At 54.1% G+C, this 19,427-nt stretch carries 14 protein-coding genes; 5 read left to right on the forward strand and 9 right to left on the reverse strand.

Translation table 11 applies throughout. The annotated features are described in order from the left end of the window. Together FBQ85_11175 and FBQ85_11180 are read left to right on the forward strand one after the other, a co-directional pair. The coding region (locus FBQ85_11175) for a T9SS type A sorting domain-containing protein (GenBank protein ID MDL1875712.1) at window positions 1-1,314 on the forward strand (1,314 nt) is incomplete at its 5' end. A 320-nt stretch (window positions 1,315-1,634) separates the two neighbouring features. Beyond that, a complete protein-coding gene (locus FBQ85_11180) occupies window positions 1,635-2,261 on the forward strand; it encodes a hypothetical protein (protein ID MDL1875713.1) in 627 nt (208 codons plus the stop codon). A 364-nt stretch (window positions 2,262-2,625) separates the two neighbouring features. On the opposite strand, the gene FBQ85_11185 is transcribed toward FBQ85_11180, so the two are convergent. Together FBQ85_11185 and FBQ85_11190 are read right to left on the reverse strand one after the other, a co-directional pair. Further along, complete coding sequence (locus tag FBQ85_11185; protein ID MDL1875714.1) at window positions 2,626-3,918, reverse strand: MFS transporter; 1,293 nt, start codon at window positions 3,916-3,918, stop codon at window positions 2,626-2,628. 212 nt (window positions 3,919-4,130) lie between these two features. After that, complete coding sequence (locus FBQ85_11190; protein MDL1875715.1) at window positions 4,131-4,568, reverse strand: hypothetical protein; 438 nt, start codon at window positions 4,566-4,568, stop codon at window positions 4,131-4,133. A gap of 92 nt (window positions 4,569-4,660) precedes the next feature. On the opposite strand from FBQ85_11190, the gene FBQ85_11195 reads away from it, so the two are divergent. Further along, window positions 4,661-6,640, forward strand: coding sequence for an oligopeptide transporter, OPT family (locus FBQ85_11195; GenBank protein MDL1875716.1), 1,980 nt, complete (start codon window positions 4,661-4,663; stop codon window positions 6,638-6,640). Beyond that, window positions 6,537-7,376 carry a transposase gene (locus tag FBQ85_11200; protein ID MDL1875717.1) on the forward strand — a complete coding sequence of 280 codons (840 nt, stop codon included), beginning with the start codon at window positions 6,537-6,539 and terminating at the stop codon, window positions 7,374-7,376. Before FBQ85_11195 ends, FBQ85_11200 begins: the two co-directional genes overlap by 104 nt. A 236-nt stretch (window positions 7,377-7,612) precedes the next feature. On the opposite strand, the gene FBQ85_11205 is transcribed toward FBQ85_11200, so the two are convergent. Next, on the reverse strand, window positions 7,613-9,829 hold the full coding sequence (locus FBQ85_11205; GenBank protein MDL1875718.1) for an ATP-binding protein: 2,217 nt from the start codon (window positions 9,827-9,829) through the stop codon (window positions 7,613-7,615). A 562-nt stretch (window positions 9,830-10,391) separates the two neighbouring features. Here FBQ85_11205 and FBQ85_11210 point away from each other — a divergent pair. Continuing rightward, a complete protein-coding gene (locus FBQ85_11210) occupies window positions 10,392-11,543 on the forward strand; it encodes a hypothetical protein (protein ID MDL1875719.1) in 1,152 nt (383 codons plus the stop codon). A 101-nt stretch (window positions 11,544-11,644) separates the two neighbouring features. Here FBQ85_11210 and FBQ85_11215 read toward each other — a convergent pair whose 3' ends face one another. From FBQ85_11215 to FBQ85_11240, 6 genes are all read right to left on the reverse strand, one after another. Further along, complete coding sequence (locus FBQ85_11215; protein MDL1875720.1) at window positions 11,645-12,148, reverse strand: hypothetical protein; 504 nt, start codon at window positions 12,146-12,148, stop codon at window positions 11,645-11,647. Further along, complete coding sequence (locus FBQ85_11220) at window positions 12,145-12,414, reverse strand: hypothetical protein (GenBank protein MDL1875721.1); 270 nt, start codon at window positions 12,412-12,414, stop codon at window positions 12,145-12,147. The genes FBQ85_11215 and FBQ85_11220 overlap by 4 nt, the downstream gene beginning before the upstream one ends. Window positions 12,415-12,576: 162 nt before the next feature. After that, window positions 12,577-13,830 (reverse strand): NADP-dependent isocitrate dehydrogenase, encoded by a 1,254-nt coding sequence (locus FBQ85_11225; GenBank protein ID MDL1875722.1) that lies wholly within the window; start codon window positions 13,828-13,830, stop codon window positions 12,577-12,579. Window positions 13,831-14,039: 209 nt separating this feature from the next. Continuing rightward, entirely contained in the window at window positions 14,040-14,729 is a 690-nt protein-coding gene (locus FBQ85_11230; GenBank protein ID MDL1875723.1) for an STAS domain-containing protein, read from the reverse strand. 135 nt (window positions 14,730-14,864) lie between these two features. After that, window positions 14,865-18,608 (reverse strand): tetratricopeptide repeat protein, encoded by a 3,744-nt coding sequence (locus FBQ85_11235; GenBank protein ID MDL1875724.1) that lies wholly within the window; start codon window positions 18,606-18,608, stop codon window positions 14,865-14,867. A gap of 160 nt (window positions 18,609-18,768) precedes the next feature. Further along, on the reverse strand, window positions 18,769-19,427 hold a 659-nt coding region (locus tag FBQ85_11240; GenBank protein ID MDL1875725.1), incomplete at its 5' end, for a tetratricopeptide repeat protein.

Consider the following 19,427-nt stretch of genomic DNA (forward strand, 5'->3'; position numbering starts at 1 on the left):
GGCGGCATTCACGGCGGCATCGAGACCTGGCGGCATCCGGCGGCCGGGGTGAGCTGCGTGACTGATACCGATCAATGGTACGCGTACGCGCCCGATCCGCAGGTTTCATTTCATTATGCCGCAATCGCGTGTCAAATGGCGCATTGTTTGGAATTGGCGGGCTTTCCGGAGTTCAAGCCGGATTATCTCAACTCGGCGCGCCGGGCTTACGACTGGGCAATGAATCACATCTTGCCGGGCGACGAAACCAAAGTGCGCGACTTCCGGCAATATGCCGCGGCGTGGCTGTTCCGCCTCACCGGCGAGGCCCTGTTTCAGGAGCAATTCAAAAAAGACAACCTCGTGAAAACCGCAACTACCGAGCTGGAGTTGTGGGATTCGCACGATCAGCAGTGGGGCGTGTGGACCTTTGTGATGACGGAACAGCCGGGTATCGATCAAAGCTTGAAAAGCATGCTGATGAGAGCGGTGGAGCATTGGGCGTATTCGGATCACATCAACAGCGCGGATTCGCGCGGCTATCGTTACGGCAATGATTGGTGGTATCCGGTGATTTCCGGCAATGCCACCCGGCCGAATATTTTTCCGCTGATGGCAGCATACGCGATCACCGGCAATGCCAAATATCTTTCGTATTGCTACACCACCTGCGACTATATTCTCGGCGCGAACCCGTTGAACATGTGCTGGGTGTCGGGCATTGGCGAGAAGCATCCGGAAGAATTCATGCATCTCGATTCATGGTATTACAACCGCGAAAAAGGCATGGTGCCGGGGATCATTCCGTACGGGCCATATTGGTTTGAGGAAGGCTCACCCGGCGGGCCGTGGGATCCGCAGTGGGGCAGGACGACGGTTTATCCCGCGGCGAGGCTGTGGCCTTCGCATGAGTTGTGGTTTGAAAATCGCTATTGCCCGCCGACCAATGAATTCACCGTGCATGAATCAATCGCGCCGGCCGCTGCGGCTTTTGGATTTTTGAGCAAGCCCGGCGGCAAATTCACCGGCGTGGCGGAGAGCAAATCCGAGCCGGTTGGTGATTTCCGGCTGCTGCAGAATTATCCCAACCCGTTCAATCCCGCCACGACCATTGCGTTTCATCTGCCTGCCGCCGGCAGAGTTGAGGTGAAGATTTTCGACATTTTCGGCAGAGAAGTCGCAACGCTGTTAGAGGAGGTTAGAAACACCGGCCAACACACGGTAACTTGGGAGGGAAAAAACGCCAACGGCCATGCGGCAGCCAGCGGCGTTTATTTAGGCGTGGTGAAATTTCAGGGGCAAGTGATGAGCAAAAAAATGCTGCTGGTACGGTGAGTTTTACCGTCGGCACAGTTATCAGTTCGATGATGAATTATGAACAGGGCTTTCATCAGCCACAGCTACAAACACGAATTGAGGAAAGATCGCCAGGTTGCTCGAGCATTCTTTGCTTTCGATCCGTCTCAGCTATTGGCGCATATTTGCTTTTATAGAACCCGAATCTTGCACGATAGTTGCGATTCGTCAAAGCTCAACGGCCAGCCACATACAACTCCGCGAGGAGTGGCATATAGATTTCATCGCCATGGCGCGGGCGCTATCGTGAAAACCAAATATGCCACGCCTATCGGAGTTTGTAGAAACGGCGTGCGCGCATGGCTATAACCATTTCACTCCGGAGTTGCCAGCAGGCTCTCGTGCAATTTTTTTTGTGCATCACCCAACGGGATTTCTATGATCTGCTGCTGAGTCAGGGGCATCACCAGAAGGTGCAAAAGCGCGCCCGGCAGACGCTTGAAATTTCAAAACGAAACAGATGGCTTCTCACAATTGCCCTTGACAATCTCTCCCTCGACCGCGCGTTTTGGCTGCTCGCCCTGAGCGAAGCCGAGGGGTATCTGCAGCAAGCCGTGGCAGGCTTGCGGGAGGCTGGAGCACAAGAGTTTATTACTCGCGGCTTATTCGCACGCGCCGCCTGCGATCGCGCGCAAAATGAATTTGCCCTCGCCTGGGCCGATCTCGAAGAAGCGCGAGAAATTGCCGAGCGCGGCGAGATGAAATTGCTTTTGGCGGATTATCATCTTGAAGCGTGCAGGTTGCAAGGGGCAAATGGCAGGGGCAAGAGAGCATCTGGACATTGCGGCGAGGATGATCGAGGAAATGGGCTACGGCCGGCGCCAACCGGAGGTGGAGGCGTTGCGGAAGCAGTTGCAATCAGCCAAAGCGTAGCGCAAGACTCTGCATTGCAGATAAAAAATCCCGAAGGGATGCCATGTTTATAGCCAAGCACCGCCCCCTCGTTCATAAACCGCGTCAGCGGTGACATGTCACGCCGCCGGCGTTTCGTTTGAAGCGAAAAGACGATTCTACAAACAGATCATCCCTACGGGATTGCACGAATCACAAGCCATCATTTGCCGCGCGGCTTATTTGCACGCGCCGCCTGCGATCGCGCGCAAAATGAATTTGCCCTCGCCTGAGCCGATCTCGAAGAAGCGCGGGAAATTGCCGAACGCGGCGAGATGACAATGCCTTCCGCGCAACATGCTGTCGGGGCTCGCCCCTGCGACCGTCGTTTATGTGGCGCGCGTTCGGGCCGCAAAAGCGAAATGATGAAATCCCGATCGCAACGCCCTCTGTGCTTAATCATGCGACCTTTGTAGAGCCGTCCCGTTCTGCCGGATCGGCAGTGCGCGCCGCTACGAACATCGCCAACAGGCTGAAACCGGCGGCGAAATAACAGATCGCGCGGAAGCCGAAATGTTCATACAAAAAACCGCAGGCCGCGGCGCTGGCAGCAATAGTGAGTTGCGAGGTGAAATTGCGCAGCGCGAGATAAGCCCCACGCTGCTGCGCCGGCACGAGTTCCGTGAGCAAGGCTTGAAACGGGCCTTCCCGCAAAGCCAGAAAAACGCCGCCGGCAGCACAGGCGAGATAAAGCTGAACCATCGTCGTGACATGCGCCAGCCCCGGCAAAACCGCGACCAGCAGGCCGCTGCTGATCACGATCAAGCGGCGTTTGCCAAAGCGATCCGACCACCAGCCGCCGGAAAATGCCGTAATCGTCGAGGCCAGTCCGGTGACGAGAAACACCAATCCGATTTGCGGCGCCGTCATGCCGAAAGCCGCGTTCAGCCACGCGCCTAAATAAGTCAGCAATCCGGAAGCTGTTGCAGCAAACGCCAGGGCGAGCAGCAAGCCGCGGCGTGTTACAGGCATGCGCCAGTAGTGCGCATAGGCTTTGGTTTGTTGGGTAATGAGCCGCGCAAAACTCCAATCCTCGGTTTGCGGCGCTTGAGCAAGCGCGGGCAAAGCATGCGTGAAGGAGGCGCGGCGGCGAAAAAGCAACACAGCCACGATAATAGCGAGCGCAACCAGAATCACATAGATGAAACGCCAACCCCAGCTTCCCGCCATCCAGGCGCCTGCCGGAACCCCCACCACCGCAGCGGCGAAATACATCGCACCGATCCAGCCCATGGCGCGGCCGCGCGCCTCATATGGAAATAAATCGGCGATTTGCGCGATCACGCATGCGGAAATCACGCCTCCGGCTGCGCCCGCAAACAGGCGCGCCGCCAGATAAACCGGAAAGCTGGGCGCAAACCACGCCAGCCCGGCTGCCAGTCCGAAGAAGGCCGCGGCCCAGCGCAAAAACAGCAAGCGGCCGAAGTGATCGGACAACGGCCCAATCACCAGCGCGCAAGCAGAGGCCGCTGCCGCATAAATCGTCACGGCCACTCCGGCAGCGGCTATCGAGGTTTGAAAATCGGCCGCCAGCGCGGGCAAAATCGGCGAGATGATTTGGACATCCAGCAAACCGAGAAAGAGCAGAAACAGCAGCGCGAGCGTGACCGCCGTTTTCTCGCGGGAGGCGATCGCTGCATCAAGGCCTGGCAGAGTCGAGGTATTCGATTGGGATGTTGTCGTGAGGGACATGAACGCGTTAATCTTATTTAGAATCAAGGCGCCGGCTGCGTAATCCGTTTCAATACAAAGACAGCCTGCCGCTGGAAATGTTCAGCTCGCCGGGCGAGATTGAACTGTCTGAAGCATGCCTTTCGTTCATTCAAAACTTTTTGGGTTCAGGAATATCCTTCTTGTGCCAAAGCTTACTGCCGGGGGTTTTAGCCACGGATGAACACTGATTTTCACGGATTATCTTCGGTGTTATAAACTACCCCAATTTTCGGACAAGCTGAAAGTCGAAGCTCTTCGGGCAGCTTCGAAAACTTCCCCCAAAGAAGTGGAATCGCACAGAAAGAAAAAAGCCCTTTCAGTGGGCGAAAATCCGTCAGAATTTTATTCGGAGTTTGAAAAGGTAACCGCCATTTTTGAAAAATATCCGGCCCGCAAATGCCAAAACGATGTTCACAATGCAAAAAACGCGAACCTTTGTCAAGGTGTTTCGCAGAGGGCAGCGGAACTCCTGGCAGTGTGCCACAACCTCGCCGCCGCTTCCCGCCGGAGTTGCATAAAGGGCTTGCGCCCAAATTCATTGGTGGGTATATTGCGGCCATTAAATTTGTGTAACAAGTTACTGGTGCGGCGAAACCGATCCCCTCATCATCATGAAACAGGCTATTCACATATCCAATAACTGCATCGCGTTGCTCCGGCCCTCTTCCACTTAACTCACAGCGAAGGCCGGGAGAAACAATCCGAGAGAGGGAGGTGTTGCATGGCAGATGCGAAGTTCAAGCCGTTCATTGCAGATGATCAAATCATTCCGGAGTTTTCGGCGAAGGCCATTATTTTGGGCGCGATTTTCGGCCTGATTTTCGGCGCGGCCACGGTGTATCTCGCGTTGCGCGCCGGCCTCACCGTCTCCGCCTCCATTCCCATCGCCGTTCTGGCCATTGCCGTGTTCAAGCGCTTTGGCAAATCCACCATTCTCGAAAACAACATCGTGCAAACCATCGGCTCGGCGGGCGAATCCGTGGCCGCCGGCGTGGCGTTCACGATTCCCGCGCTGATTTTTCTGGCGGGCGGCGAAGCGTTTTTCAACTACTTCAACATCTTCACGCTCGCGCTGGTGGGCGGCATTTTGGGCGTGCTGTTCATGGTGCCGCTGCGCCGCTCGCTGATCGTGAAAGAGCACGGCACCCTGCCTTATCCCGAAGGCACGGCTTGCGCGGAGGTGCTGGTGGCAGGCGAGCGCGGCGGCTCGCTCGCGGGCAAAGTGTTCGCGGGACTCGGCATTGCGTTTTTGTACAAATCATTTATGAGCATTCTTGGTTTATGGAAAGATGTGCCGGGCTTCGCGTTTTCGCGCAACTCGGCGTTCCCCAATGCCAGTGTAGCGGCTGAGATCACGCCGGAATATTTAGGCGTGGGCTACATCATCGGGCCGCGCATTGCCGGCGTGTTGGTGGCCGGCGGCGTGCTCTCCGCGCTGGTGCTGGTGCCGCTCATCAGCTACATCGGCGACGCCCTGCCGACATTTCTCAAACCCGGCATGGGCGATCTGCTCATTTCACAAATGACGCCGACGCAGATTCGCCTGGGCTATGCGCGCTACATCGGCGCAGGCGCGGTGGCGGCCGCGGGCTTGATCACGTTGATTCGCACGCTGCCCACCATCGTGTCCGCGTTTCGCGACAGTTTCAAGAACTTGAAAGACGCGAAAGCCGGCGTGGCTCAGACGCGCACCGAACGCGACATTCCGATTACTTACGTTATTCTCGGTTCACTCGCGCTGGTCATCATCGTTGCGATTCTGCCGCAACTGCCCGGCACGTTTCCCGGCACGATGTTGATGGGTTTGCTGGTGGTGGTGTTCGGCTTTTTCTTTGTCACCGTCAGCTCGCGCATCGTTGGTATCATCGGTTCTTCCTCAAATCCCATTTCAGGCATGACGATCGCCACGTTGATGGCGACGTGTTTGATCTTTGTCGGCCTGGGCTGGACCGGCGAAAGCTATCAATCGCTCGCCATGGCCGTCGGCGGCATCGTGTGCATCGCGGCGGCCAACGCCGGCGCCACCAGCCAGGATCTGAAAACCGGTTACATCGTGGGCGCAACGCCGATTTACCAGCAGCTTGGCTTGGTAATCGGCGTGGTGGTTTCCACGTTCGTCATCGGCTGGACGCTGCAAACCATCGATAACTCGATGCAATTCGAAGGCGTGAAACACGCGATCGGTTCGGATCGCTATGCCGCGCCGCAAGCCACGTTGATGGCAACCATCATCAAAGGTTTGCTTGCGCAAGATTTGCCGTGGGGGCTCGTGTTCGTCGGCATGTTCATCTCAGTAGTCGTCGAGCTGTGCGGCGTGCGCTCGCTGTCGTTTGCCGTGGGCGCCTATTTGCCGCTTTCCACCACGGCCCCGATTTTTGTCGGCGGTTTGATGAAAGCCTTGGCGGATAAAATGGCGGGACACAAAGCCGGGCACGAAGAATCCGAAGTCAGCTCCGGCATGCTTTACAGCACCGGCCTGGTGGCGGGCGGCTCGCTTACCGGCGTGGCCATTGCCTTACTCAGCGGCATTTCCACCACCAACGCACAAGGCACGGAGATTTCGATTCTCACCTGGGTGCTGGATTTGGTCGGCATTCATGGCTGGGAAAGCATGGGCGGTTGGGCGGACATCATTGGCCTCGTCTTCTTCTCAGGCCTGTGTTTCATGCTGCTGCGCGCCGCGCGGCAGAAGTTGTCGTAATAAAACGCTGGGGAAAGTCAGGCTTGGACTCGACGAGTCGAAATGCTTTATCAGACCTTTGCGTCCAAGCCTGACTTCGCCCAATACGCTAATGGAGGGAACCATGAACCGCCGCATGAAGCTGCTCACCGGCCATACCTATCACCTCTACAATCGCGGCAACCGCAAAGCGCCGGTCTTTCATGATGATCGCGACTATCTTTATTTCCTGCGGCAACTGCGGGATTATTTGAAATCTTACGCAGTCACGCTCATCGCCTATTGCTTGATGCCCAACCACTATCATTTGCTCGCACGCCAAGACGGCAACAACGCCATTTCTCTCATGATGCAAGCTTTTGGCACCAGCCTGAGTAAAACCTACAATGAAAAATATCAAACCGTCGGTTCATTGTTTCAGGGGCCGTTTCGCGATGAGCATGTGGGAGAGGCCGGTTACTTGATGCGGGTGGCGCGCTATCTCCATCGCAATCCGGTGAAGGCGGGATTGTGCCGGAAGCCGGAGGATTGGCCTTACTCAAATTATTGCGATGTGATTGGAAAGCGCAATGGAATGCTCTGCGATTTTTCATCCGTGTTGAAGCTTTTTGCCAATGATGCCGGGCTATATCGAGAGTTCGTACACGATCCCCTTGCCGAAGATTGGGAGCCACGATTGATGCGCAAAATCCACGCGCGGGAGAATCGCGTGGGAAAGACAAGCGCGGGGAAGTCAGGCTTGGACACAAGAGGCTGAGATGGTACCGTAACCCGTTGAGTCCAAGACAAGCGCGGGGAAGTCAGACTTCGCCCAGCCTTGGAGGGTGTTACCGCGTGGCGGCTTTGTCTAACCGCTGCTGGACCAACTCTGCCACGCTCCAATAGACTTCATTGCGCTCGGCCCGGGTGAGGCCAAGTTCGTCGAAAATGATGTCGTCCATAGCTTTGCGGTGGGGGCAATCCCGGGAATTGAATACAAATGTCTAAAAAGCATTAATCCATGTTATTATTACCTTTTGAGGCACGAAATGTATTTCGAAAATCAGACTGATCATTGAGCCTGATCATCACAGGATTTTCGCAGCTAGAGGCTCGCCCGAAAAAGACTGCATGACGTTCTTTTAGCGATGGCAACTTCAACGCATATTCCCTACCGATATAATTTGAAAGAAATTCTTTTCCAGTATCATCAAAAGTTCTCATCGCAAAGACAGTGTTGCACTGGTTCAGTATTGTCTTTGTCACATTTGCTGTTCGCTGCGTGATCAGGAGACAGCCAAGCCCGTACTTCCTACCCTGCAGAATCGCTCGCGCAGTGCCATTTGTCGCAGTTTTGTCACCATCTGAGGCCACAGAATTCCATTCAGGAACCAAGGAGTGTGCCTCCTCGAACACAAGACAGGCCCGCGCTTTGTTTGACATTGTTCCCTGTAGCAACGACAGGCAGGTTTCTGCAATTATGCGAGTAATTTCAACAGGTGTGACTTGCCACAAAGCAGCACCTCTACGCCAGTCGTTTCCAGCTTTGAATGATTTGGGTTCTTGTTCCTGTTTGGTTGCGGACAAAGCAGCAGGGTTATAGATTTTCAAACTGCGCGAGCCGTCTTCTGTGAGGAACCGCTTGAGATCATTGTAGATTGCTTCTCGTAAATGTTGAACGCTACCGCCCTCATCTGGATTGTCCTTAAATTCATCTCGTCCTTGCAGGCCGGCATCTTCAATTTTCTTTAGACATTCAGCCTCGTGTTCAGTATCATAAAAGTCAGATAACTCTGTCGCGTATTGATTTGTCAAGTCAATACAGATCATCTTGACCCCGTGCTTAATCAGCCGCTCAACCAATTCAATAGCCAGCATTGATTTTCCAACACCGAGAATTCCGAGAATCGCCGTGTTGTGTGTCACCAATTCGTCAAGGCTTTTAATCCCAACTTCATAATTGGTTGACGGTAGGTATCCAACTGCCATAGCATTTTGATCCGGCTTTTCAATGTCCTTGAGGAAAACAGGCGTATTGAGCCGGGGAATCCAGTTGCACGGTTTGAATTTTCGCTTTTCTTCGTCCCAAATTCCGATTTGCGCGGCTTCCCCACGTGCGAAGCCATAGGTATTTTTATGCTGCATGATTTTTTCTTTTGTAATACCATCAAGCACTTGGTAAAGAACGCGCTTCTCACCAACAAAAGTTTCGACAAGCCTCCCCTGTTCAATATCTTTTTCCTGCATAACTTCAAAATAGAGCCGTCCAGTGCAGGTTTCGGGACTGACAATTCCAAGAAAGGATCGAAAATTTTTTAGTACCTCAATATCGTCCTGAAGAATATCGAATTCTGCTTTACAAAGAATCCCAGCAAAACCTTCAGGAATACGTTTCGCTAGCTCGACCATGTGAGAGTGGTGTTGATCGGGGATAGTGATTTCAAGGGCACGAATCAGATTGCCTTCATCACCGCTAAAATAACTGAGAGCTATGCCTATCTTGAACGCAGCATTTTTATCAGCGACAAGCAGGCACGAACCAGGTTGAATAGTTTTTGCATCATTCTGTTGAATCAAAAATAGACCAGGCATTTGTTGGGCAACCATACAGCCAACCACTGCAGGCGCAGCGTGGGGGCGCCACACGTTGCGGATGTGCTGAACTAAGGTCCCGATAGACTCAAGTGGTTGTTGAGCCGCAACCACGAGGCCGGCTACGCCAACAAAGAACAATTCTTTCGGGGAATCAAGACGATATTCCCAAAGAGCAAAAATGATGATTATGGCATACACAAAACGAGGATTTCCCAGGTTATCGGCCAGTATACGCGCGATCTCCGCCACGTTGTGCCTCAATCGGTTTTTTGAGTCCTTAAAAACAATATTCAATACACAAACCGTTAGCAACGCAAAACAGAAAAAGATAACACATTGTCGTGGGAGCATGTCATATAGAGTCGTGCTTGGCACATCAAATGCAAGAATGGCGGTGAGTGCGGCTACCAGGTATGAGATGGCATTGGCTGGACTTGTGAAAAAGGGCGTAGCAAGAAGACTTCCCAGAATCATCGCGGCGGCGCCGGAATAAAACCAGAGGCCTTTGGAAGTTGTGAGCGGCAACCATTGGTCAAATGCCAGACGGTTTATTAGGAAAAGGAAAGCGAGATAGAGCAAAAGGTAAAGGAGTCGAACTGGTTGTGATTGTGAAATGTTTTTTTGTCTTCTATTCATGACGCCACCTGCACGGTGTGATCTCCTCGACAACCAGATTGAGGGGTTTGTAAGCAAGTTATTTTGTTGCGTTGAGACTAACTTGTCTGTCTAACTGCATTTCATCCTGCCTTGCACGAAGATACAATCCACCAGAAATTCAATAATCGCTTGAAAATTTGCCGCCTAGTCGCTGGCAATTAACGTTTCTACTATTTCATAATTTATACATAGTTCAAAAGGTACCGCCCGAACGGTTTCTTAATTCTCGACAAATACTATTTATCGTCGGAATTTGTTTGCCCGACCTAACAGGCAAAATTGATCGAATATGATCATCATGGCCAAATGATGGCACAGGAAGGCTCCCCGATATTGTTCCGGTAAGATACCCGCAAAGTCCTGCAAGTACGTTCAAACAACTTGCTTCCGCCGGAGAGGTTGCAATCTTTTCACATTCGCTTGCGGGGAAGTCAGGCTTGGACTCGACGAGTCGTGGTACCATCTCAGCCCCTTGTGTCCAAGCCTGACTTCACGCAAAACTTTGTCTTGAGAAATTCCTTTCATTTTCAGACATTGCGCCATGCTGATCAAAAATATTCCGCTCGGGATATCTTCCCAGAAATTTTCATTGGAAAGGGGTTGCGGTATGCGGTTTCATCGCGTTCATCTCGTATTTCTTTTTCTAATCATGTTCGCGGCTTTGTGTTTCGGCCAGGACGAAAAGCCGCGCATTGCGGTGCTGGATTTTCAAAGCATTGGCTGCGACTCCTCGCTCGGTCTCGCGGCCTCTGAAATCTTGCGCACCGAGCTCGGCAGCCTGGGCACCTATCGCATCATCGAGCGCGCGCAACTGGTGAAGGTGATGGAAGAACAGAGTCTACAAATTTCCGGCGCGGTGGACGAACAAGCCATCGTGGAGGTGGGCAAACTGCTGGGCGCGAAAATGGTGGTGGTGGGCAGCATCGTGCGCACCGGAAAAACCTACACGCTCAACTCACGCTTCATCGATGTGGAAACCGCGGAGGTAAAGAAGAGCCAGAACATTCGCGGCAACAGCGAGGACGAGATTTCCAACATGTGCTCGAGTCTGGCGAAAGTCATTTCCGAAGAAAGCTCGGGCGGCGCGATCACGATCACGGAAACAACGCTGGGCAGTGTATGGCTGGTGCAGGAAAGCGATTTCACCGGTGTTTGGACACGGCGCGGCAAAAGCAATGTATTCGATGCGATTTGGTTTCTCACCAAAGACGGCTTGCATGCGGAGCTGGCCATGGGCGAGCCGGTGAATGGGGCGATCGAAATCAAACGGACGGATCAAGGCAAGGCGCTGGGCAGTTATCACGGCGCCGCCGACGCAAGCGGACGCGGGTATCACGGCACGGCCACGTGGTCGGCGCAAGCAACATGGACGAGCGAGCCCTTTTTCGAGGCGCCGGTGAGCCAGCAAGGCCTGGGCGCGGTGTGGATTGTAAAAGAGGGCGGTTTCACCGGCATCTGGCGCCGCACCGGACAAAGCAACAATTTTGAGGCAACTTATTTTCTGGACAAGAACGGTGTAACGGGCGAATTGGTGGTGGAGAGCCTGGAGAAGGGCGCGCTTCGCATCAAGCGTTCATCTAAAACGAGTGTGTTGGGAAACTATTTGGGCTGGTTCAGCGCGGGTATGCGGCACGTGAGCGGCAACGCCGATTGGCTGCCAGGTTTGGTATGGTCTGCGGAAGTGTTTTACTGATTTGCCTTGCAAACTTTACACCTTACACGGTGTAACGTGTAAGGTGTAAAGTGGAGCTTGCTGTCTTCCTTTCGCTTTCTCCCTTCGCAAAATACTTCTCGTCAAAAATGAACCGTTGCCACCATCACAGTAGCGGTGGTCACGTTGATTGGGCCGGAATAAGGCGGCAGTGTAACGGTTACGCCTGGTTCGACGCCCAGGCTGAATTTGGGATTAATAAAAAATTCACCGCCAAAATAAATGGCCGCAGCGTAGCCGGTGGCGCTGCCGCCGCCCCCGCTGGGAATAACGGTGGCCGCTTGCGCGCGCACACCCCAGTACGGCGCAACGCGCTCCATGACCGGATAAATGCGCAAGGCGACGCCGCCGCCAATGGTGGTGGCAGAATTTTCCAGATAATTGAAGTTGACCAGAGGAGCAAGCACGACTTGCTGGGTAACCCAGATCGGGATGACCAGGTTGATCGGCGCGGTTTGCAGATAGGTGGAGACACCCCAGGTACGTCTGATTTGCCGTTCCTGCGCGTGAGCGGCGCGCGGCCAATTTGCCAGCGTGAGCAAAACCAAGGCGCACAGGACGGCAGTCATGCGACGGCAGTTTTTCATGGCAGAGACCCTTTCTGTTGCTGAGAAGCAAATGCACTAGCGTCAAATTTCTCAACACTGCTTTCACGGGTGAAAACTGTTTGCTTGATATTACAAGCTCTGCCGTGTGGGTGCGGAAGATAAATGCCACGTAAAAACTCGACTGTGACAAGGCCATACATTTTTCGATAGAACAAGAAATGCAAAAATTTCTCCGGCGGATAAAATCTGCCGCCAGATGGCCACAACAAAATCCGTTGGCCGCTTTCATCCGTTGAATTTTTCATTCTCGGTTTAGGCTTATCCTGCTGGAACTTGGGTCAAATGTGCGCCGGCTATTTTAATGTTCGGTGATCGCTGTGACATACTCGCCCGGCGCGCAATAAAAAACCCCGCAGAAAGACAAATCTTCCCTGCGGGGTTTTAGTTGAAACCTGTTTGTGATCAGATCACATATTTCCGATCAGCGCCTGCCCAAACTCCGAGCATTTCACTTCCTTCGCGCCTTCCATCAACCGTGCAAAATCATACGTGACGATTTTCTGCTGAATGGTTTTGGCCAGCGCGGTTTCAATAAGCTTGGCCGCCTCGTGCCAGCCCATGTATTCGAACATTAATGCGCCGGAGAGGATGACGGAACCGGGATTGACTTTATCCTGGCCGGCATACTTGGGCGCGGTGCCGTGCGTGGCTTCGAAAATCGCAAAACCGGTATCGTAGTTAATGTTCGCGCCCGGGGCGATGCCAATACCGCCCACTTGCGCGGCGAGCGCATCGGAAATATAGTCGCCGTTCAGATTCAGCGTCGCAATCACTTCGTATTCTTCCGGGCGGGTGAGGATTTGCTGCAAAAACGCGTCGGCGATTGCATCTTTGATCAAGATTTTGCCCGCCGGCGGTTTGCCGCCGCATTCTTCCCAGCTCACCGTCTGCGCGCCAAATTCTTCACGCGCCAGTTCATAGCCCCAATCGCGAAACCCGCCTTCGGTGAATTTCATGATGTTGCCCTTGTGCACCAGCGTTACCGATTTGCGCTTTTGCGCGATGGCGTAGCTGATCGCGGCACGCACCAGGCGCTTGGAGCCTTCTGCAGACACCGGCTTGATGCCGATGCTGGAGGTTTCCGGAAAGCGAATCTTTTTCACGCCCATCTCGTTTTGCAGCCAGGCAACGGCTTTCTTCGCTTCCTCGGTGCCGGCGCGATATTCGATGCCGGCGTAAATATCTTCGGTGTTTTCCCGGAAGATCACCATGTCCACGCGCTCCGGATGTTTGACCGGAGAAGGCACGCCGGAAAAATAGCGCACCGGGCGCAGACAGACATATAGATCGAGTATCTGCCGCAGCGCGACATTCAAACTGCGAATACCGCCGCCGACGGGCGTGGTCAACGGGCCTTTGATGGCGACGCGGTATTTTTTGACGGCTTCGAGCGTTTCGTCCGGCAGCCAGGTGTTGTTGCCGTAAACGGCCACGGATTTTTCGCCGGCGTAAACTTCGAGCCAGGCGATGCGCCGTTTACCGGCATAAGCTTTGGCAACCGCGGCATCGAAAACGGCTTGCGAGGCGCGCCAGATATCCGGGCCGGTGCCGTCGCCTTCAATAAATGGAATGATCGGCTGATCCGGCACACTGAGCTTGCCGTGCGCCAGAGTGATCGCCTGTCCCGCAGTTGGGGTTTTAATGTGAGATTTCTGTTCCATCCGCAATCCCTCGCTAACCTGAATAAAGTGATAGAATAATTTCAGCCACTGCGATGCGATGATTTTGAAATATCATCTGAAAAAAAAGCAGTGAGACGGGTTGAATTCGGCATGTCAGATGCCGAAGGTTGATGCTATAACGAGAAAAACCCCGAGAATTTCGGGGTTTTCTTTATGCCGGGAAAAGGCAAATCTTCAAAGAAATACACTCAGCCAACCTTCTGCTTAAGAAACGCCACCCGTTTCTGTTTGGAATCCAGGCCGATTTCCTTGAGACGGCGGCGCACGTCGAACCAGCTCAGGCGGTGCATGCCGAAGCGCGGCGTTGCCAGCAGTTGCTTAATCTTGAACGTGCCGGCATCGGGCTGCTCGGTGATAATTTCTCGAATAAAATCATCGATGCTGTTCGCCGATTTGGCTCTGGGAGCAGCGGGTTGCTCCATCACCATCGCGCTGGGCGCATTCTTGACCATCACGCCGCCGTTGCCGGCCGGACTGGGTTTGGGAGCCGGGCGGGGCGCGCCCTTGCGCGGAAGGCTGCTGTTGCGGTCGAAATCATGCACCGCTTCTTCGATGGTGTCAAAGGCTTTGAGAATATAATGAAATTCCAACAGCTCGAAAACTTCGTAGACGTCCGGAATCATGCGCACGAGTTTCAAGTCGCCGCCGCGTTCACGAATGCCCTTGATTTCGCTGATGAAAATTCCCCAGCCCGCGCTGCTGATATAATCGACGTTGCCGAGATCAATGATGATGTCATTCATGCCGGCTTTGAGCAAGCCCTCGAGTGCGTGCTCAAGCTCGGCCGACGTGGTGGTATCAATATAACCGCCGACTTTGATCACGGCGATGTTACTATTCACACCGGCTTTTTCCACGGACACCTGAATACCTTCCATGGTTCACTCCTAAGGCATACTCTATTTTTGAACCGTTGCGCAATATACAAGAATACGAATCAAAGTCAACAGAGAATTAACTCCTCAACGGCTGCCGCCGCGCGCAGGGCGGGCCGCCATACCAGAAGTTGCCAACTAAGCCGACGCGCGTTTCATCATCATGCGCGCGGCCAACTCGATTTTGCGGCGAATGTCGTCGCGGCTGGGATCGATCTCGAGCACGCGTTGCCACTCCTTCATCGCGTCCATGTATTCACCGCGATTCGCAAAAATCACTCCCATGTTTTCATACGCCGTGGTATCCGACGGATCCAGCTCCTTCACACGCGCATACGCATGGCTGGCGTCGTCATACATGCGATTACGAAAATAAGCATTTCCCAAAATGCTGTGCGCTTCTTTGAAATTCGGATAGCGCGCAATCGTTTGCCGGAATTCGGCAATCGCATCGTCAAACTGGCCGCGCTTGTAGTAACGCAGCCCGGCAATCAATAATTTTTCCCGCTCGTCGTCGCCCGGCTCACCGTTCTTGGCGGCGTGTTCGCGCCCTCTCGGCGTTGCAGACTGGGCGGCATGTTCTTCCGGCGCATGCGCCGAAGGCGCAGCCGCATGAGACGAGGTTTCCTCTACGGCTTGCTGACTCGGCTGCGTCCCGCTGTCCGGCGCTTCCTCGTCATAAAACTCCTGCCGCGCATAGTGTTCCTCTGGCGGAGTCGCCGCGTTTTCCGCATAACTCTGCTCGAGCAGCTCATCAACTTCGACGTACGGTACGACATGCGAATCGGTGGTGGTTTTGCCGGCCCCGGCCTCCGCAGCGGCTTTGGCAGGAACCGCATCGTTTAGCCCTCCATTGGGCGGGAGGCTTTCCAGATCCACCGCGCGGCTGTTCTCGAATCCAAAAGATGATTCGATCTCGCTTTGCAGTAAATCCTCAACGGCTGCAAAGATGTCCTCGTCTCGCACCCTGTCGGTTCCCGGCGCGAGCGTGAAATCAGCCGTTTCGTCGCGGCGCGAAGTTTCCGGCTCAACCGGCGCCCGCTCAGGAGTTGGCGGCGGCTGATCTTCAAGAATCTCTCCGCCGGCAAAAAGCTCCTCAAAATTAAAATCCGTCGCGGCTATCGCGTCCAAACAGCTGCCGGCTGAGGCTGCAGAAAATTCCTGAGTGCTGGTCGAATCAAACAAGCCGGCAGTTGTTTTCGACTTGGCCTGGTCGTCCAGCAACTCTTCGCGCATCGCCCGCGCGGTGTCTGCCGCCTCTTCCGACGGCGCTGTTTCGCGCCGTTTATGCGGCATGATTTCGACCGGGGGCTCGCCGGCGCTTTTGCCGGGCACGGCTTTGCGGTTTTTGAAATCCGCTTCGTGAGGCGCCGGCTTTGCATTCGCGTCCGGCGCAATCGGCTCGCTGATCGGCGCACGGCTGATGATGACTTCGCCTTTGAGCGTCAGCATCGGCGTGCCCGGCGGCTTCATCGGGCGTTTGCTGCGCGTGCCGCGCGCGACAAATGCTTCGCGCAATTGCCGCGTGTTCAGCCGGCTGCGCACCAACTCATCATAAATTTTATTTTCCCCGATAATCGTAAAATCGTACTTCTCCGCATTCAACTCTTCGCTGATGCGCTTTGCGCCATATTCCGGATTGTTCTTAATAATGTCAAAAATTTTAATTTTATCTTCGATCGCGATATGCTTCGCTTCTACCGAAATTTCCGCATCAAACTCGTAGTTTTCGCTGCCCTTTTCTTCAAACTCCTTTTTATACTTATTGTAATAAGCATACGTCGTGATGCCAGCGGTTTCACAGGCTTCGCGAATGCTGGCGCCGGCCTGAATTGCTTTGTGCGCGGCACGCGCCCGCCGCAGCTCCTCCTTCTCCGGTGAAGTCTTTTCTTTAACCGAAACGAGGGTGATGTCGTCGGATTGGGGCGCGCCTTCGGTGAACGACAGAATCTCGTCCTTGATTTTTTCCACAAAGGGTTTTACCCGCAGATGCCCGTAGTCGCGGATAATTTTCAATAAACGCTCCTCGCCGAACAGCTCCCGCCGGGAGTTCATTGCCTCGGTAATCCCGTCGGTATAAATCAGCAAAACATCGTCTTCGATCAACTGAATCGTATCGCTCTCGATTGATTTGCGAAAGAGATCTTCGTCGGGCAGTCGAATGCCGACCGGAAATCCGCGCGGGTTGAGATAATACGTGCGCTTGGTCGAGGCGCGATACAGAATCATGGGATTGTGGCCGGCGCTGGCGTAATTCAACCGCCGGTGCTTGCTGTCGATGATGACGTAAAACAGTGTGACGAACATGCCCTTCTTCACATCGCCGCTGACGAATTTATTCACGCGCGCCAAGACTTCCGCGGCATCTTTCACGCCGCGGGCTTCCGTGCGCAGCGCGGTGCGGATCATCGTCATCACCAGGCTGCCGGGCACGCCCTTGCCGGACACGTCTGCCACTACGATGCCGAGTGTGTCTTTATCGACTTCGACAAAATCGTAATAATCGCCGCCCACTTCGCGCGCCGCTTCGTAATGGCTCGCCAGCTCGTAACCCTCCAGGTCCGGAAAATCACTCGGCAACAGGGTTTGTTGAATTTCCTGCGCCACTTGCATTTCACGCTGCAAGCGTTCTTGATCCGCAAGATTCTTCTGCGATTCGCGGAATTTGTTGGTGATTTCCGAGAACGCTTGCGCAATCTCGCCGATCTCCGACGAGCTGTCGATGTCCATCTCGTCGCCCAACTCACCGTGATCCGCGCGCCGCACCCATTCCGTCAACTTGCGCAGCGGATTCATCAGCATGTAAATCAGCAGGAACGAACCAATGCCGGTGACGACCGCCACGGCGACTGCCAAACGGCCTTGTTCCCAGCGCTGCGCCGAGATGCGGCTGTCAAGATGCGACTTTAACCCGCGAACATGAAGGAGGTTTTGCTGCGTGCCGCCACCGGGCTTTTGGATAACGGAGATAAGATCATACACTTCGACCGGGCCGGCGTCAGAGTTGACCCGGTACGACCGGATATTGTCTTCGATCTCTTCGCCCGGGTTCGCCAGCTTGTCAAACTTGGCGAACAAAAATTCCGCACGGTTATGGCCGATGATTTCACCGCTGGCATTCACCAACACCAAATCGTGGAGTGAATTAGCATACGGGCGGTACATGCTGGCAAACAAATCGCCAATAATATCGCCGGTGACGTCGTCCAATACTTCCGGACGTTCCTGCAGTGCTTTGTTCAGTTGCGTTGAAACGGCGCGCAAACTGCTCAGAAATGCGGCGCGCTCGGTGCGTTCAACCATGAAGAATGAATAAAAATAACCGCCCACAATTACGGTCAGCAAAACACCGAAAGTGCGCAGCCAGTATCTCGCTTTGAGCGAAAAGGGAATGGCTTTGACCGCGGAAGCCGCCGAGGTAATGGGTTTCGTGAGGCCGCGCTTGATCGACGAGCCGTCGCGGTGTTTGGTGAGACGCAGCTCGTTGCCTTCTGCAGTTTTGCGATAGTCGACCTCGTCCATAAGCTTGCGCATCATGAAGATGCCCAAGCCCCCGCGTTTGCCGATTTGCACGTAACGCTGCAAATCCGGAGATTGCACATGCTTGGGGTCGAAATACTTGCCCTGATCGATCAGGCAAATGGTCAGGCTGTTCTTCTTGATGATGGCACGAATGAGCAGGAACCCCCCGCCTTCGACTTCACGATAGGCGTGGCGAATGACGTTGGTGGCAGCTTCGTCAATCGCAATCTTGAAATTCTTAATGATTTTTTCGGAGAAGCCGTACTTCTTCCCGGTGCGGCTGACGAACTCGCGCAAATCCGCCAAGTAATCAATGTGGGCCGGAACTTTGAGTTCCTCTTTGATGATCTGCTTGAACAAAACCCTTCTCCGCAAAGCCAGGGACAGGCGTGAGGTTGACGGCTCTTTTCATCATGAAGGCACAAAGACGGCGAAATGCTGTTCTACGCGCGCCTTTGTGCCTTGCAAAAAGTGGACTGCAAAAAAATCGGTATTTTTCGCGAGAGATGCAAGCGCGGTTTTACTTGCGCAGCTTGTCGCGGATAAGATCGATCAACTCCAGAATGCGTTTGTTATAGCGCTGCTGGCGCTGAATCTCCATCAGAATCTTGAGCGCTTCTTCGGATTTGCCGCCCTTGTTGAGGCGCAGGGCTTCCACGTATTTGGTGCGGATTTCCTCATTCAAGAACGGCTCTTCACGCGCGTCTTTGCGCGACTCCGCATCCCAGATGTAGTCGTCGATAGTCTTGTTGTTCGGTTGCGCTTCTTTCGCGCGCTTGAACGATTCAATGGCCTCGGCGTAGCGCCGGTCGACGTAGTATTTCACGCCTTGATTGAAGTGCTGATCGATGGTCATCTTGCGATCCAGCTCGGCAATCTTCGCGTTGATTGCGTTGCGCTCCGCAGCGCTCAATTCCGCTTCCGTCACCAGCCGGTTGTAAGCTTGGATTGCTTCGAGATTGTTGCCCTGCTGCTCGAAGACTTGCGCCCGGCGCCGCATTTCCGCCACACGATTCTCGATCAGGGTCTTGGTTTTTTCGACCCAGTTTTGCAGTTCGGTATTGTTAGGTATCCGCACCAAGCCGGCTTCCCAGGCGTCAATGGCCGAGCGATACTGCTCGGCGTCAAAATAGCGCTTGCCCTTGTCAAGCTGTTGCGCCACGAACATGCTGTCGGCGC

The sequence above is a fragment of the Cytophagia bacterium CHB2 genome, from assembly GCA_030263535.1.
In the GTDB taxonomy this organism is placed as follows: domain Bacteria; phylum Zhuqueibacterota; class Zhuqueibacteria; order Zhuqueibacterales; family Zhuqueibacteraceae; genus Coneutiohabitans.